This is a genomic window from Novosphingobium sp. RL4 (assembly GCF_035658495.1).
Classification (GTDB): Bacteria; Pseudomonadota; Alphaproteobacteria; order Sphingomonadales; family Sphingomonadaceae; genus Novosphingobium.
Genome location: NZ_CP141945.1, coordinates 1,391,077 through 1,406,367 on the forward strand (window position 1 = coordinate 1,391,077; position 15,291 = coordinate 1,406,367).

The following is a 15,291-nucleotide window of genomic DNA, read 5'->3' on the forward strand; positions in this document are numbered from 1 at the left end:
ATTTCCTCAGACGAGGTGGAGCGCGGTGACCGCAAGGTCGATGAGCTTGATGCCGATGAACGGCGCGATCAGGCCGCCGAGGCCGTAGACCGCGAGGTTGCGGGCCAGCAGCGGACCGGCGGCCATCGGCCGGTATGTCACGCCCTTCAGCGCCAGCGGCACCAGCGCGGGAATGATCAGCGCGTTGAACACGATGGCCGAGAGGATCGCGCTTTCCGGCGAGGCGAGGCGCATCACGTTGAGCACGCCGAGGCCGGGATAGAGCGCCAGGAACATGGCGGGGATGATCGCGAAGTATTTCGCCACGTCATTGGCGACCGAGAACGTCGTCAGCGCGCCGCGTGTCATCAGGAGCTGCTTGCCTAGGCCGACGATCTCGATGAGCTTGGTGGGGTCACTGTCGAGATCGACCATGTTGCCCGCTTCGCGCGCGGCCTGGGTGCCGGTGTTCATCGCCACGCCGACATCGGCCTGGGCAAGGGCGGGGGCGTCGTTGGTGCCGTCGCCGCACATCGCCACGAGCCTGCCGCCCTGCTGTTCCTTGCGGATCAGCGCCAGCTTGTCCTCGGGCGTGGCTTCGGCGAGGAAATCGTCCACGCCTGCCTCGGCGGCGATGGCGGCGGCGGTCAGCGGGTTGTCGCCCGTGATCATCACCGTGCGGATGCCCATCCGGCGCAGTTCCATGAAACGTTCGCGCACGCCCGCCTTCACCACGTCCTTCAGCGCGATTATCCCGAGCAGGCGGCCGTCGCGGGCGACTGCGAGCGGGGTCTGGCCCGAACGGGCGATTTCCTCGGCGAGGCGGCGCAGTTCGGCGGCCTGGGGCGAGGATGCCGCGTCCGGATTGGCGCGCAGGATTGCGTCTACCGCACCCTTCTGGACCAGTCCGGCAGTGCTCTTCAGCCCGGAGATCCGGGTCTGCGCGGTGAAGGGGATGACTTCGGCGTCTTGCGGCAGCGCGCCGGGCACGAGGCCGTGGCCTTCGCGCGCCAGCACCACGATCGAGCGGCCTTCGGGCGTTTCGTCGGCAAGGCTGGCGAGCAGGGCGGCTTCGGCGAGGATGCCGGCACCGACCCCGGAAACCGGGCGGAACTCGGCGGCCTGACGGTCTCCCACGGTGATCGTGCCGGTCTTGTCGAGCAGCAGCACGTCGATATCGCCCGCCGCTTCCACCGCGCGGCCCGACTTCGCCAGCACGTTGAAGCGCACGAGGCGGTCCATCCCGGCAATGCCGATGGCGGAGAGCAGCGCGGCGATGGTGGTGGGGATCAGGGTGATGAGGAGGGCCGCGAGCACCGCTACCGGGATCGCGCCGCCGGCATAGTGCGCAAAGGCCGGGATCGTGGCGACCGCGATCAGGAACACGATCGTCAGGCCCACCAGCAGGATGGTAAGGGCGATCTCGTTGGGGGTCTTCTGCCGCTCCGCGCCTTCGACGAGGGCGATCATGCGATCGAGGAAGCCCTGGCCCGGCTCCTGCGTGACCCGCACCCGGATCTCGTCGGAAATGACGCGGGTGCCCGCGGTGACGGCGGAACGGTCTCCGCCGGCTTCCCGGATCACCGGCGCGCTTTCGCCGGTGATGGCCGCTTCGTTGACGGAGGCGACGCCTTCGATCACTTCGCCGTCGGCGGGGATGAGGTCTCCCGCCGTCACCACCACCACGGCGCCCTTCTTCAACTGGGAGGCAGGAACCGAGCGTCCATCGGGCAGGCGGGCGGTGAGGTCCGACTTGGTGGCGCGCAGCGAGGCCGCCTGCGCCCGTCCGCGCCCTTCGGCCAGCGCCTCGGCGAAGGTGCCGAACAGCACGGTCAGCCAGAGCCAGGCGATGAGCTGGATCTGGAACCCGCGCGGCAGCGGCTCGCCGCCGAGGATCAGCAGCACGGTGAGCAGGACGGCGACGACCGCCGTGGTGAAAAGCACCGGGTTCCTCACCAGTTCGCGCGGGTCCAGCTTGCGGAAGGCATCGCCGATCGCGGGCACGACCAGCCGGGCCGAGAACATCGAGTTGGGTGTCGTCATGACAGGAGCTTTCAGAACAGTTGGCCCGAGATCATCGCGAGATGATCGGCGATGGGCCCGAGCGCGAGGCTCGGCAGGAAGGTGAGGCCGCCCAGGATCAGGATCACGGCGACCAGCAGCCCGATCCACAGCGGGCCGGTGGTCGGGAAGGAGCCGGCGGTTTCGGGGGTATGCTTCTTGGTCGCGAGGCTTCCCGCCACCGCGAGCACCGGCACGATCACGAAGAAGCGGCCGATCCACATCGCCGCCGAGAGCAGGCCGTTGTAGAACGGCGTCCCGGCGCTCAGCCCGGCAAAGGCGGAGCCGTTGTTGCCGGTGCCCGAGGCGAAGGCGTAGAGGATCTCGGTGAAGCCGTGAGGCCCCTTGTTCAGCGGCCCGGCAAGCCCTTCCGGCATGACGGCGGAAAGCGCGGTGAGGCCCAGGATGCAGAGCGGCAGGACGGCGATGGCGAGCACCGCCAGCTTGACTTCGCGCGCCTCGATCTTCTTGCCGAGGTATTCCGGGGTGCGGCCGACCATCAGGCCCGCCACGAAGACCGAGAGCAGCGCGAACAGCAAGAAGCCGTAGATTCCCGCGCCGACCCCGCCGACCACGACTTCGCCAAGCTGCATGTTGATGAGCGGGACCATCCCGCCCAGCGCGGTGAAGCTGTCATGCATGGCATTGACCGCGCCGCAGGAGGCCGCCGTGGTCACGACCGAGAACAGGGCGCTGGCGGTGATGCCGAAGCGCAGTTCCTTGCCTTCCAGGTTGCCGCCGGGCAGGCCGAGCTGATGGAGCACCGGGTTGCCCGCGGCTTCCTGCCAGTATGTCACCCCGGCGCCGACAAGGAACAGCGCCAGCATCGCCGCAAGGATCGCCCAGCCCTGGCGGGTGTCGCCCACCGCCTTGCCGAAGCACCACGTCAGGCCGGCGCCCAGCGCGAAGATCGAGAGCATCTGCACCAGGTTGGTCAGGGCCGTGGGGTTCTCGAACGGGTGGGCGGAATTGGCATTGAAGAAGCCGCCGCCGTTGGTGCCGAGCATCTTGATCGCCTCCTGCGAGGCGACCGGGCCCAGCGCGATGGACTGGCGCAGGCCTTCCAGCGAGGTGGTGTCGACCATGCTCGACAGCGTCTGCGGCACGCCGCTGGCGATCAGGAACAGCGCATAGGCCAGGCAGGCGGGCAGCAGCAGGTAAAGCGTGACGCGCGTGCAGTCGGCCCAGAAATTGCCGAGCGTCTTCGCCTCGCGCCGCGCAAATCCGCGGAACAGCGCAAAGGCCACCGCGATGCCGGTGGCGGCGGACAGGAAGTTATGGATGGTCAGCCCCAGCATCTGGCTGAGGTTCGACATCGCGACTTCGCCCGAATACCACTGCCAGTTGGTATTGGTGGTGAAGCTCACCGCCGTGTTCATCGCGCCGTCCGCGCCTATCGCGGCAAGGCCGCGCGGGTTCATCGGCAGCACGTCCTGAAGGCGCAGGACACAGTAGGTGAACAGCAGGAGGACGAGGTTGAACGCCAGCATGTGCAGGGCGTAACGGCGCCAGCCCTGCTCGGCATTCGGATCGATCCCGGCAAGCCGGTAGAAGCCGTTCTCGACGGGGCCGAGCACGCGGTGAAGCGGGGTTCGGCGCCCCTCGTAAAGCGCGAAGAGCCAGAGCCCCATCGGCTTGGCGAGGCCCGCGACCAGCGCGGTGAACAGGAGGATCAGGGTCCAGCCCGGCAATGTCATTCCGGTGGTCATGGCGCGGCCTCCGTCAGAAGCGTTCGGGGCGCAGGAGCGCGGCGAGGAGATAGATCAGCAGGCCCAGGGTGGTGAGCCCGGCAAGCAGCAGCGGCAGGTTCATGGCGGGTCTCTCAGGCTTTTTCGCAGAGGCGCGCGAAGGCCAGCGTCAGGAGGAAAAGGCCGGCGAGAATGGCCAGCCAGGCGATATCGTTCATCGGATCAGCTCCTCGGTGGGATGGAAAAGTCGCCGCGCGCGGAGAAATGGCCGGGCAGCTCGACCTCGCGCAGGAGCCCCGGCCCGGCCATGCCGAGCGCGAGGCCGCTCACGAGAAGCGCGACCATGCCAAGGCAGGCGAGGAGGTCTGCGGCGCAGGGCGGGTGAGGCGCCGGTGTCAGCGACAGCCGGTGCTCGAGCAGGGCCAGGCGCCAGAACACCGCCAGCAGTCCCAGCGCCGCGATCCGGCTCAGGATCTCGGCCGGCCACCACCGCTGGCCGGCGCGCAGGCGCGCCAGGCGTTCTCTGGACCAGGGCTCTCCCGGCAATCGATGCGGCATGGCGCAAGGCCTCCCGTCAGTGGTGGACGGAAGGCGAAGTGGGCGCGAAGGGCGTTAAGGTTCCACGGGGAATTGTGCCCGCCGCATAAAGAAAGCATAAAGGTGATGGCGCCCTCGCGCGCGTGGGACTAGGCGCCGGCATCATGAGCGAGACTTCCGGGCACCATGCCCCCAATGAAAGCCTCACGGCGCTGTCGATCGGCGCGATCGGGGTCGTTTTCGGCGATATCGGCACCTCGCCGCTCTATGCCCTGAAGGAAAGCTTCATCGGCCATCACCCGCTGGTGGTGGACCGCCTGCACATGTTCGGCGTGATCTCGCTGATGTTCTGGACGATGATGCTGATCGTCACGATCAAGTACGTCTTCATCATCCTGCGCGCGGACAACAACGGCGAGGGCGGCAGCCTTGCGCTTCTGGCGCTGATCGGGCGCAAGATCGGCAAGAACCGCTGGAGCCCGCTGATCGCGATGCTCGGCGTTATCGCCACGGCCCTGTTCTACGGCGATGCGATCATCACGCCCGCCGTTTCGGTGCTGTCGGCGGTGGAGGGGCTGACGGTGGTGAACCGGGAATTTTCCGCGTTCGTCGTGCCGATCGCGGTGGTGATCCTGATCGGGCTGTTCTCGGTCCAGTCCCACGGCACCGCCGCCATGGGCAAGCTGTTCGGGCCGATCATGATCGTCTATTTCCTCGTGCTGGCGGCGCTGGGCATCGCCTCGATCGCGCGGGCGCCCGAGGTCGTGTCGGCCCTGAGCCCGCACCATGCGGTGGAGTTCTTCATGGTGAACCCCAAGCTCGCCTTCCTCGCGCTTGGATCGGTGGTGCTGGCGGTGACGGGGGCCGAGGCGCTCTATGCGGACATGGGGCATTTCGGGCGCAAGGCGATCTCGATCTCCTGGCTCTACGTCGCTTTTCCCTGTCTCCTGCTCAATTACCTGGGACAGGCCTCGCTGGTCCTGCGCAATCCCGAGGCGATCAGCAATCCGTTCTTCTTCATGGCGCCGGACTGGGCGCGGCTGCCGCTCGTCGCGCTGGCGACGATGGCAACGATCATCGCCAGCCAGGCCGTGATCTCGGGCGCCTTCTCGGTTTCGCAGCAGGCGGTGCAGCTCGGTTTCCTGCCGCGGCTGAAGATCCTGCACACCAGCGCCAAGGCAGTGGGGCAGATCTACGTGCCGCTGGTGAACTGGGCGCTGCTGGTGATGGTGATCCTGCTGGTCCTGGGCTTCCGCAGTTCCGGCAACCTGGCGGCGGCTTACGGGATCGCGGTGACCGGGACGATGCTTATCACCGCCTGCCTGTTGGGCGTGCTGACCTTCACCGTGTGGAAATGGCACCCGCTGGTGGCCGGCGGGGTGACGCTGGGCTTCCTCTTCATCGACGGGCTATACTTCGCTTCCAACGTCACCAAGATACCCGATGGTGGCTGGTTCCCGCTGCTGGTCGCGGCGGTGGTCTTCACCCTGCTGACCACCTGGGCGACCGGCCGCCGCCTCGTGCGCGAGAGGCTGCACGAGGATTCGATTCCGATCGAGGTCTTCCTGAAGTCGGTGGGCGAGCGGGTCAGGCGCGTGGCGGGCACTTCGGTGTTTCTTGCTTCCTCTGTCGAGGGGGTGCCGCCGGGCCTGCTGCACAATCTCAAGCACAACCATATCCTCCATGACCGCGTGGTGATCCTTACCGTCGCCAATCGCGGGGTGCCGCACGTCGGCGCCGAGGATCGCTGCGATGTCGAGGATCTCGGGCAGGGATTCTACCGGATGGTCCTGCGCTACGGGTTCATGGACGAGGCCGACATTCCCGCCGCGCTTGCCGCCGAGCACCGCGCGGGCGGCCCGTTCAAGCCGATGGAAACCAGTTATTTCCTCTCGCGCCAGACGCTTATTCCGTCGAGCCGACCCGGCATGGCGCTGTGGCGGGAAAAGCTCTTCGCCTCGATGGTCCGCAATGCGCAGAGCGCGATGGAGTTCTTCAAGCTGCCGACCAACCGCGTGATCGAACTGGGCAGCCAGCTTGAAATCTGACGGCACAAGCCATTGTGCTGTTGAGAATTAGTCGCAACTGCGATAGCACGGGCCCATGGTGATCCGTGCCGAATAGCTCTTCCACCCTGTCGCCCCCGCCTGAAACGGCCGATCCGGCTGCCGCGGCGCCCGCTGCTTCGGGCCAGTCCGCTTCGGTCCAGTCCGCTTCGGTCCAGTCCACTTCGGTCCAGTCTCCGCAGCCGGTGTGGGCGCCCTCCGACGAGATCCTGCGGCGGGGCCGTCCGGCGCGGCTGGCGTGGATGGCGCTGGGGCTGCTGCTGGTGGGGATCGGGGTGATCGGCATCTTCGTGCCGCTGCTGCCGACCACCGACTTCATGATCCTGGCGCTGCCCTGCTTCGCGCGGTCCTCGCCCCGGCTGGAGGCGTGGCTGCTCAATCATCCCCGGTTCGGACCGGGGCTGCGGGCATGGCGGGCGGAGCGGGCGATCCCGCGCCCGGCCAAGATCGCCTCCCTTGCCGGGATGACCATCGGTTTCGTCTCGTTCTGCCTGATCGCGCGCCCCGGGCCGCTGCCGGCGCTGGGCGTGGCGGCGGTGCTGCTGGGCTGCGCGACCTGGGTGATCCGGCGCCGCGAACCGCGCGGCGAGAGCTGAGGCCGGACCTTAACCGTCAGATCGGCCAGCCCTCGCGGCGATAGGCCGAATCCCAGAACATCCATTCGAAGCGGGTGGCATTGCGGAATGCGGTGGCCATGGCGGCGCGGGTGGCGGGGGCGGCGTTGGCGGCGGCTTCGTCCACCAGGGCGCGCACGCGCGCGGTCGCCTCGCCGAACGAAGGGGCTGCGTAAGTGTCGATCCATGCCGCATAGGGATTGGGCGAGGCAGCGCGCGGCTTGATGTCGCAGCCGACTTCCCAGTAGACCCAGAAGCAGGGCAGGATGCCCGCGATCAGTTCCTCGTAACTGCGCGTGGCGGCAAGGGTGGCGAGATAGCCGGTGTAGCCGAGGCAGGCCGGCGTCGCTTCGCTGTCCTGTGCCATCTGTGCCGTTACGCCGAACCGGGCGAAGAACGCCTGGTGCAGCGCTTCCTCGACCTGCACCGCCACTTTGGCACCGTCCGAGAATTCCAGCCGGCCCGCCGCCGTGGGCGCGCGGGCGGCCGCGATGGCCAGCACGCGTGCATATTCGGCAAGGTAGAGGCTGTCCTGCACGATGTAGTGGCGGAAGCTCTCCGCCTCCAGCGTGCCGCCCGCCAGTTCGGCAAGGAACGGATGCGCGAGGATCGACCGGCGCAGCGGGGCGACCTCGTCCCAGATGGCGTCGCAGAAGCTCATGGCGTTTCGTCCTTGAAGATGGCGCCCGGCGTGAAGGCGAAAGTCATCGAGCCGCAGCAGTGCATGTCCCTATTCCTCCGCCGGTATGAGCCGGATCAGGTTCGCGGGTTTGCGGACTGGGAACGGCCCCGATCCGCCTCTCAGCCCTGACAGCGCCAGGACACCCCGTGGGTTGAAGATGTCACGGCGGCCTAGGAAAAGGCGCGAGCCGCGTCAACGGCCGGTGGACGGCGATTGACGCGGCACCGGCTCTCGGCGATGTGCGGGGAAACACGGGCACGGGTTCGATCAAATTGGGGAATCGATGAGAATCGTCATCATCGACGACAGCGGGCTGCGCGCGACGGTTCTCGAGGAGGGCCTGCGCGATGCGGGCTATGACGACATTCACATCGTTCCGCCGCGCGGCGCCTTCGTGGCCCGGCTTGAGCGGATGGCGCCCGATGTCGTCCTGATGGACCTCGGCAGCCCCAGCCGCGACACGCTGGAGGAGATGCTCACCGTCAGCCGCGCGCTCGCCCGGCCGATCGCCATGTTCGTGGATCAGTCGGACGAGGCGATGATCGGTGCGGCCATCGATGCCGGGGTTTCGGCCTATGTCGTCGACGGGCTCCGCAAGGAACGGGTCAAGCCGGTGCTCGAACTGGCGGTGCGGCGCTTCAATGCCTTCGCACGGATACAGGCTGAACTGGACGAGGCGCGCACAGCCTTGTCCGACCGCAAGGTGATCGACCGGGCGAAGTCGATCCTGATGGCGCAGCGCAGCCTCTCCGAACAGGAAGCCTATGCGCTGCTGCGCTCGGGTGCGATGAACCAGGGCAAGAAGATCGTGGACGTGGCGCAGGCGCTCATCACCGCCAGCGACCTGCTGGGAGGCGGAATATGACGACGGACCTGCGCATCGCCTTCCTGCCGCTGAACGACGTGGCGGTGCTTGCCGCCGCGCGGGAACGAGGGTTTGCCGAGGAGGAAGGGCTCGCGCTGGACCTGCTGCGCACGACGAGCTGGGCAACCTTGCGGGACCGGCTGGTCTATGGGCAGGTGCAGGCCGCGCACATGCTGGCGCCGCTCGCCGTCGCGGTGACGCTGGGGCTCAGCCAGCAGCCCGCCGCGCTTGCCGCGCCCTACAAGCTGGGCGTCAATGGCAACATGCTGGTCATGGCGAAGGATTTCGCCGCCGCGCTCTATCCCGATCCGGCCAGCCGCCTCGCCGATCCGCTGGGCACGGCGCACGATTTCGCCGGGGCCATCGGCCTCTGGCGCCGCAAGCCGGTGATCGGCGTGGTCCATCGCTTCTCCAGCCATGCGCTCATGCTGCGCTACTGGCTGGCGAGCGCAGGCGTCGATCCCGACCGGGACGTGGTGCTGCGGGTGCTGCCGCCCTCGCTGATGGTGGAGGCGCTGCTGGCGGCAGAGATCGACGGTTTCATCGCGGGCGAGCCCTGGGGCAGCGCCGCGATCGAGGCGGGCCTTGCCGAAACCGTGGCGGTGGGGGAGCGGATCTGGCGCCGCGGCGTGGAAAAGGTGCTCGCCTTCCGCCAGAACTGGCTGGAAGAGAACCCCGAAACCGTCGACCGGCTGCTGCGCGCGCTGGCGCGGGCCGCCGCGTGGTGCGATGCGCCGGAGAACCACGATGCGCTGGCGCACCTGCTGTCCGATCCCCGCTATCTCGACCAGCCGGCCGATCTCATCCAGCGCGCGCTGACCGGGCAGATCGTCGCGCGGGCGGGGGATGCGCCGATCTCCAATCCCGATTTCATGCTGTTCTCGCGCGAGGCGACGCCGTTTCCCTGGCGCAGCCAGGCGCTGTGGATCTATTCGCAACTCGCGCGCTGGGGCATGGTCGAACATACGCCCGAGAATGCGGCGAGGGCGGGGGCGGTATTCCGTCCGGACGTGTTCCGCCGCGCTCTGGCGGGCAGCGACATGCCGATGCCGGGCGCCAGCATGAAGCTGGAAGGCGCGGTGGCGGCGCCGCTCGCCGTGGGCTCGCGTCAGGGCGACCTGACGCTGGGGCCGGACAGCTTCTTCGACGGGCGCGTGTTCGATCCCGAACGGATCGAGGACTATCTTGCGGGCTTCGCGAAGCCGGATTGACCGGTTCGTTCCAGCGGCGGCGATTGCGCCCTTGCGGAAAATCCATCTGAATTGATGGACTTGCGCTTCTCCGGCGCCACCCTTGCGCGCATTCATGCGGCGATGATCACGGGCGGCGAATATTGTGCCTTGCAACATGAAGCGAATCGCCTGATGATACAGGCCTCACGCGATGTAGCGTGACCATGTTCGGATGCGCTGCTCCAAGGGCGGGGCGCCATCCTTACCGATATTCGCAGCAAAGCCGCTGACCGGGCTCACCAGAGGGTGACGTCCGGCCTGCGGCTTTTTTCGTGTCCGTTTATGGGGGACCTACGATGGCAACCGCTTACTGGAAACGTGATGGAGAGGCCGAGACGGCCGGGAATGCGCCGGTCGACGCGCCGACAACCAGCTTCTGGAAGGCCGGTCATGCACCCACGCTGATCGCCGCCTTTCTCTATTTCGACCTCGCCTTCATGGTGTGGGTCCTGCTCGGGCCGCTGGCCCCGGAAATTTCGAAGACGCTGGCGCTGACCCCGGCGGAAAAGGGCCTGATGGTGGCCACCCCCACGCTCGCCGGGGCGCTGCTGCGGGTGGTCAACGGCCTGCTCGTCGATCGGATCGGACCCAAGCGTTCCGGCGCGATCAGCCAGATCATCGTCATCGCCGGGCTGTTTTCCGCATGGCTTGCAGGCGTGAACAGCTTTGCGGGAACGCTGGCGCTCGGCGTGATCCTCGGCTTTGCGGGCGCGAGTTTCGCGATCGCATTGCCGCTCGCCAGCCGCTGGTACCCGCCCGAGCACCAGGGCAAGGCCATGGGGCTGGCCGGCATGGGCAATTCCGGCACCGTGCTCGCTTCGCTTTTCGCGCCCATGCTGGCCAAGATGTTCGGCTGGAATGCGGTGCTCGGCCTTGCCTGCATCCCGCTGTCGCTGGTCTTCGTCGCCTACATGGTCATGGCGAAGGATGCCCCCGACGCACCGGCTCCGCGCAAGCTGATCGACTATTTCGAACCGCTGCGGCAGGCCGATGCATGGTGGCTGATGGGCTTCTATGCCGTGACGTTCGGCGGTTTCGTGGGCCTTGCCGCCTCGCTACCGATCTACTTTACCGACCAGTTCGGCCTGACCCCGATCGTCGCGGGATACTGCACGGCGGGCTGCGTCTTTGCCGGGTCGCTGGTGCGGCCCATGGGCGGTGCGCTGGCTGACCGGATCGGCGGCGTGAAGGCGCTGATGGTGGTCTACCTCGTCGCCGCGCTGGCGCTTTCCGGGGTTGCCAATGCCACCAGCCTGCCGGGCGCGCTCGGCATGTTCGTGATGGCCATGCTGGCGCTGGGCACCGGCAACGGCGCGGTCTTCCAACTGGTGCCGCAGCGCTTCCAGGCCGAGATCGGCGTGATGACGGGCCTTGTCGGCATGGCAGGCGGGATCGGCGGGTTCTATCTCGCCAGTTCGCTGGGCCTGGCCAAGCAGATGACCGGCAGTTTCGCGCCGGGCTTCCTGATCTTCGCGGGCCTTGCGCTGGCCGCGCTCGCCTCGGTGGCGCTGGTCAAGTCTCGCTGGCGCGCGACCTGGAAGACCGCCGCCCGCATATAATGGGAGTGCATCGCGGCGTTCGGACAGGCTGGTCTGGACGCCGCTGACCCTTGCCCCCCAGGAGATCAGTTCAATGCGATACTTGTTTGGAACGGTGGCCGCGCTGGCCGCTACCGGGTCCGCCCATGCCGAGGAAGTGGACCTGAAGCCCATCGTCGAGGCGCGGGCCCGTTATGAACATGTCGATCAGGACGACATCGACCCGGCCGCCGATGCCGTGATCCTGCGCGTTCGCGGCGGCGCCACGGCGACGACAGGGGCCTTCAGCGCCACGGTCGTCGGACAAGGCACGCTGGCGGTGGTGGACCATTACTACGACGGCCTGAACGGCGCCGCGATCCGTCCGCAGGTATCGGATCCGCAGAACATCGCGCTCTATGTCGCCCAGCTTCAGTACAAGGCGAAGGGCGTGACGCTGACCGCGGGCCGCCAGAAGATCGCGCTCGACGACGAGCGGTTCATCGGCAACGCCGGCTTTCGCGACAACGCGCAGACTTTCGATGCCGTGCGCGCCGAACTCACCCCGCTCAAGGGCCTGAAGCTCGATGTGTCCTACGCCTGGAGCGTGCGCACGATCTGGGGCATCGACGGACATGGCGCCCGCCAGCAGGCGGTGAGCGGGGACAATGTCTTCGCCAACCTGTCCTATGCGACGCCGGTCGGCACGTTCACCGGCTTTGCCTATCTGGTGGATCAGGACGAAGCGGCGGTGCAGGGGTTCCGCCTGTCCAGCCAGACCTATGGCGGGCGTTTCGTGGGCAGCCACGGCTTCGGCAAGGCGGCGAAACTGTCCTGGCAGGCAAGTTATGCCCGCCAGTACGACTGGCACAACAATCCCAACAGCTACCATGCCGACTACTGGCTGGCCGATGCGGTGCTGGACGTGAAGGGATGGAAGCTCAACGCCGGTTATGAAGTGCTGGGCGCTGCCGATGGTACCGCGCTGACCAGCTTCCAGGTCCCGCTCGGCACCAATTTCAAGTTCCAGGGCTGGACGGACAAGTTCCTGACGACGCCTGCGAACGGCCTGCGCGATCTCTATTTCGGCGGCGGTTACGGCGTGAAGCAACTGGGGCCGCTCTCCGCCGTCGCCCTGCAGGGAACCTGGCACCGCTTCGACAGCGACCGCCTGGACCAGCACTACGGCAACGAAGTGGATATTATCGCGAGTGCGAAGGTCGCCAGGACGACGATCGCGCTGCGCTATGCGCATTACGACGCCCGCCAGATGGCGGTCGATACCGACAAGTACTGGATTCAGCTGGACTGGGCGATCTGATCGCCACCGTTTACGGAATCGCTTGAGCGTTCGGGCGATTCCGTTTATTGTGCAGTGCAAGGGACGACGTTGTCCCAACCAAACATAGCCGATGCGATCCACTGAAGGGCCGCAGAAGCGCAAACGATGGCAAGGCCGCCATCCAGACTTTCGGTTTTCGAACCGAGGGTCCGGATGGCGGCCTTTTTCTTTTTCTCCTTCGAATTTCTGGAGACGCGGGCATGGAATTTCAGGACGGGATCGAAGCTTCTGCGGACTATGAGAGCACGTTGATCGTGCCCTCCGACGATGTGCGCGAACATCTGGTGGTGGTGGGCAACGGCATGGCCGGATGCCGCGCGGTGGAGGAACTGCTGGCGCGCGATGCCGGGCGCTACCGCGTCACCATCTTCGGCGCCGAACCGCATGTGAACTACAACCGCATCATGCTGTCGCCGGTGCTGGCGGGAGAGAAGACCTTCGACCAGATCGTCATCAATACCCGCGAATGGTATGACGGGAACGGCATCGAACTCGTCACGTCGGACCCGGTCACCGCGATCGACCGTGCGGGCAGGACCGTCACCTCGCGGTCGGGCCGCAAGGTCCATTACGACCGGCTGCTGATCGCCACCGGTTCCGATCCCTTCATCATCCCGGTTCCCGGCAAGGACCTGCCCGGCGTCATCTCCTTCCGCGACATGAACGACGTGGACCTGATGCTGGAAGCCGCGGGCAGGGGCGGCGATGCGGTGGTGATCGGCGGGGGGCTGCTCGGCCTCGAGGCCGCGCACGGCCTGACCCTGCGCGGGATGAAGGTCACCGTGATCCACCTGATGCCCACCCTGATGGAGCGCCAGCTGGACGAGGCGGCGGGCTGGCTGCTCAAGAGCGCGCTCGAAGCACGGGGCCAGACCATCCTGACCGGCGCCGATACCGCCGAAATCCTGGGCGACGGCAAAGTCGAGGGCGTGCGCCTGAAGGACGGCCGCGAAATCCCGGCCAGCCTCGTGGTCATGGCGGTGGGCATTCGTCCCTCCACGGCACTGGCGCGCGGCGCCGGGCTGGATGTGGGGCGCGGCATCAGGGTCGACGATCACATGGTGACGAGCGACCCCGCCGTGCTCGCGGTGGGCGAATGCGTCGAGCATGACGGGAACGTCTACGGCCTTGTCGCGCCGCTCTGGGACATGTGCCGCAGTCTCGCCGATGGCCTGACCGACCGCCACAGCGGCTATCGCGGTTCGGTCACGTCGACCAAGCTCAAGGTCGCCGGGCTCGACGTGTTCTCGGCCGGTGACTTCTCGGGCGGGGAGGGCTGCGAGGACATCGTCCTGCGCGACGCCTCGCGCGGGATCTACAAGCGCGTCGTCGTGAAGGACGGCAAGGTCGTGGGCGCGGTGCTCTACGGCGATACGGCCGACGGCAACTGGTACTTCGACCTGTTGAAGAAGGGGGAGGACGTTTCGGAAATCCGCGACTTCCTGATCCTGGGGCAGGCCTTCGCCTCGGGCGGCACGGCGGACCCGCTGGCGGCGGTGGCGGCGCTTTCCGACGATGCCGAGGTCTGCGGCTGCAACGGCGTTTCCAAGGGGCAGGTCGTCGGCTCGATCGCCGGCGGCGCCTGCAGCCTCGACGCCGTGCGCGCCACCTGCAAGGCATCGGCAAGCTGCGGTTCCTGCACCGGTCTGGTCGAGAGCCTGCTGGCGCTGACCCTGGGCGAGGAGGTCAAGTCCGGCCCGAAGACGATGTGCAAGTGCACCAGCTTCACGCACGACGACGTGCGGCGCGAGATCGTGGCGCAGCACATGAAATCGATCCCCGAAGTGATGCAGAAGCTTCACTGGTCCACGCCCGACGGCTGCTCGTCCTGCCGCCCGGCGCTCAACTACTACCTGCTCTGCGCGCTCCCCGGCGAATACGAGGATGACCAGCAGAGCCGCTTCGTCAACGAACGCATGCACGCCAATATCCAGAAGGACGGCACTTATTCGGTGGTTCCCCGCATGTGGGGCGGCCTGACCAACCCCCGCGAACTGCGCGCGATCGCCGATGTGGTGGAGAAGTACGACGCGCCGATGGTGAAGGTCACCGGCGGGCAGCGGCTCGACATCTTCGGGATCAAGAAGGAAGACCTGCCCGCCGTCTGGGCCGATCTCAATGCCGCCGGGATGGTCTCCGGCCATGCCTACGGCAAGTCGCTGCGCACGGTGAAGACGTGCGTGGGCAGCGAATGGTGCCGCTTCGGCACGCAGGATTCCACCGGCCTTGGGGTGAAGACCGAGCGGATGACCTGGGGCTCGTGGATGCCGCACAAGTTCAAGATCGCGGTCTCCGGCTGCCCGCGCAATTGCGCCGAGGCGACGATCAAGGACTTCGGGATCGTCTGCGTGGATTCGGGCTATGAACTCCACGTCGGCGGCAACGGCGGCATTCACGTTCGCGCCACCGACTTCCTCTGCAAGGTCGCCACGGAGCAGGAGGCGCTCGATTACTGCGCCGCCTTCACCCAGCTATACCGCGAGGAGGCGCGCTATCTCGAACGCACCGCGCCGTGGATCGAACGCGTCGGCGTCGAATATGTGAAGCAGCGCATCGTCGAGGACGACACCGGACGCGAGGCCTTGCGCAGCCGCTTCCTCTATTCGCAGAGCTTCAGCCAGGAAGACCCCTGGGCCGAACGCGCGGCCGGTCACAAGGCCGAACTGCACCAGCACCTTGAACCCCTGGCCATTGCAGCGGAGTAATGC

The 15,291-nt window shown here is 67.1% G+C and carries 13 protein-coding genes and 1 riboswitch; of the genes, 8 read left to right on the forward strand and 5 right to left on the reverse strand.

The window, feature by feature from the left end:
- Positions 1-6 precede the first annotated feature (6 nt).
- From kdpB to U9J33_RS23120, 4 genes are all read right to left on the reverse strand, one after another.
- Positions 7-2,022, reverse strand: a complete 2,016-nt coding sequence (gene kdpB / locus U9J33_RS23105) for a potassium-transporting ATPase subunit KdpB (RefSeq protein ID WP_324699297.1) — start codon at positions 2,020-2,022, stop codon at positions 7-9.
- 11 nt (positions 2,023-2,033) lie between these two features.
- Positions 2,034-3,737 (reverse strand): potassium-transporting ATPase subunit KdpA, encoded by a 1,704-nt coding sequence (kdpA, locus tag U9J33_RS23110; protein ID WP_324699977.1) that lies wholly within the window; start codon positions 3,735-3,737, stop codon positions 2,034-2,036.
- Between the two features lie 25 nt (positions 3,738-3,762).
- Positions 3,763-3,852 (reverse strand): K(+)-transporting ATPase subunit F, encoded by a 90-nt coding sequence (kdpF, locus tag U9J33_RS23115; RefSeq protein WP_324699298.1) that lies wholly within the window; start codon positions 3,850-3,852, stop codon positions 3,763-3,765.
- A 98-nt stretch (positions 3,853-3,950) separates the two neighbouring features.
- A complete protein-coding gene (locus tag U9J33_RS23120) occupies positions 3,951-4,286 on the reverse strand; it encodes a hypothetical protein (RefSeq protein WP_324699299.1) in 336 nt (111 codons plus the stop codon).
- Positions 4,287-4,429: 143 nt separating this feature from the next.
- Between U9J33_RS23120 and U9J33_RS23125 the strand changes: the two genes are divergently transcribed.
- Both U9J33_RS23125 and U9J33_RS23130 read left to right on the forward strand, forming a co-directional pair.
- Positions 4,430-6,313 (forward strand): potassium transporter Kup, encoded by a 1,884-nt coding sequence (locus U9J33_RS23125; protein ID WP_054436250.1) that lies wholly within the window; start codon positions 4,430-4,432, stop codon positions 6,311-6,313.
- 260 nt (positions 6,314-6,573) lie between these two features.
- Positions 6,574-6,927 (forward strand): YbaN family protein, encoded by a 354-nt coding sequence (locus tag U9J33_RS23130; protein WP_054436300.1) that lies wholly within the window; start codon positions 6,574-6,576, stop codon positions 6,925-6,927.
- Between the two features lie 16 nt (positions 6,928-6,943).
- On the opposite strand, the gene tenA is transcribed toward U9J33_RS23130, so the two are convergent.
- The gene (gene tenA / locus U9J33_RS23135; RefSeq protein WP_185999431.1) at positions 6,944-7,606 is read right to left on the reverse strand and encodes a thiaminase II; all 663 of its coding nucleotides are present in this window, start codon (positions 7,604-7,606) and stop codon (positions 6,944-6,946) included.
- 55 nt (positions 7,607-7,661) lie between these two features.
- Positions 7,662-7,784, reverse strand: a riboswitch (TPP riboswitch).
- A gap of 126 nt (positions 7,785-7,910) precedes the next feature.
- Here tenA and U9J33_RS23140 point away from each other — a divergent pair.
- The 6 genes from U9J33_RS23140 to nirB all read left to right on the forward strand — a co-directional run bounded on the left by U9J33_RS23140 (position 7,911) and on the right by nirB (position 15,288).
- Entirely contained in the window at positions 7,911-8,492 is a 582-nt protein-coding gene (locus U9J33_RS23140) for an ANTAR domain-containing response regulator (protein ID WP_132469701.1), read from the forward strand.
- Positions 8,489-9,703, forward strand: coding sequence for an ABC transporter substrate-binding protein (locus tag U9J33_RS23145; RefSeq protein WP_054436249.1), 1,215 nt, complete (start codon positions 8,489-8,491; stop codon positions 9,701-9,703). Before U9J33_RS23140 ends, U9J33_RS23145 begins: the two co-directional genes overlap by 4 nt.
- A gap of 54 nt (positions 9,704-9,757) precedes the next feature.
- Positions 9,758-9,886: a hypothetical protein gene (locus U9J33_RS23150; RefSeq protein WP_279388388.1), complete on the forward strand. Its 129-nt coding sequence runs from the start codon at positions 9,758-9,760 to the stop codon at positions 9,884-9,886.
- Between the two features lie 134 nt (positions 9,887-10,020).
- Entirely contained in the window at positions 10,021-11,283 is a 1,263-nt protein-coding gene (locus tag U9J33_RS23155; RefSeq protein ID WP_324699302.1) for a nitrate/nitrite transporter, read from the forward strand.
- A gap of 73 nt (positions 11,284-11,356) precedes the next feature.
- Positions 11,357-12,562 (forward strand): alginate export family protein, encoded by a 1,206-nt coding sequence (locus tag U9J33_RS23160; protein WP_324699303.1) that lies wholly within the window; start codon positions 11,357-11,359, stop codon positions 12,560-12,562.
- A gap of 221 nt (positions 12,563-12,783) precedes the next feature.
- Positions 12,784-15,288, forward strand: a complete 2,505-nt coding sequence (nirB, locus tag U9J33_RS23165) for a nitrite reductase large subunit NirB (protein WP_324699304.1) — start codon at positions 12,784-12,786, stop codon at positions 15,286-15,288.
- Positions 15,289-15,291 lie beyond the last annotated feature (3 nt).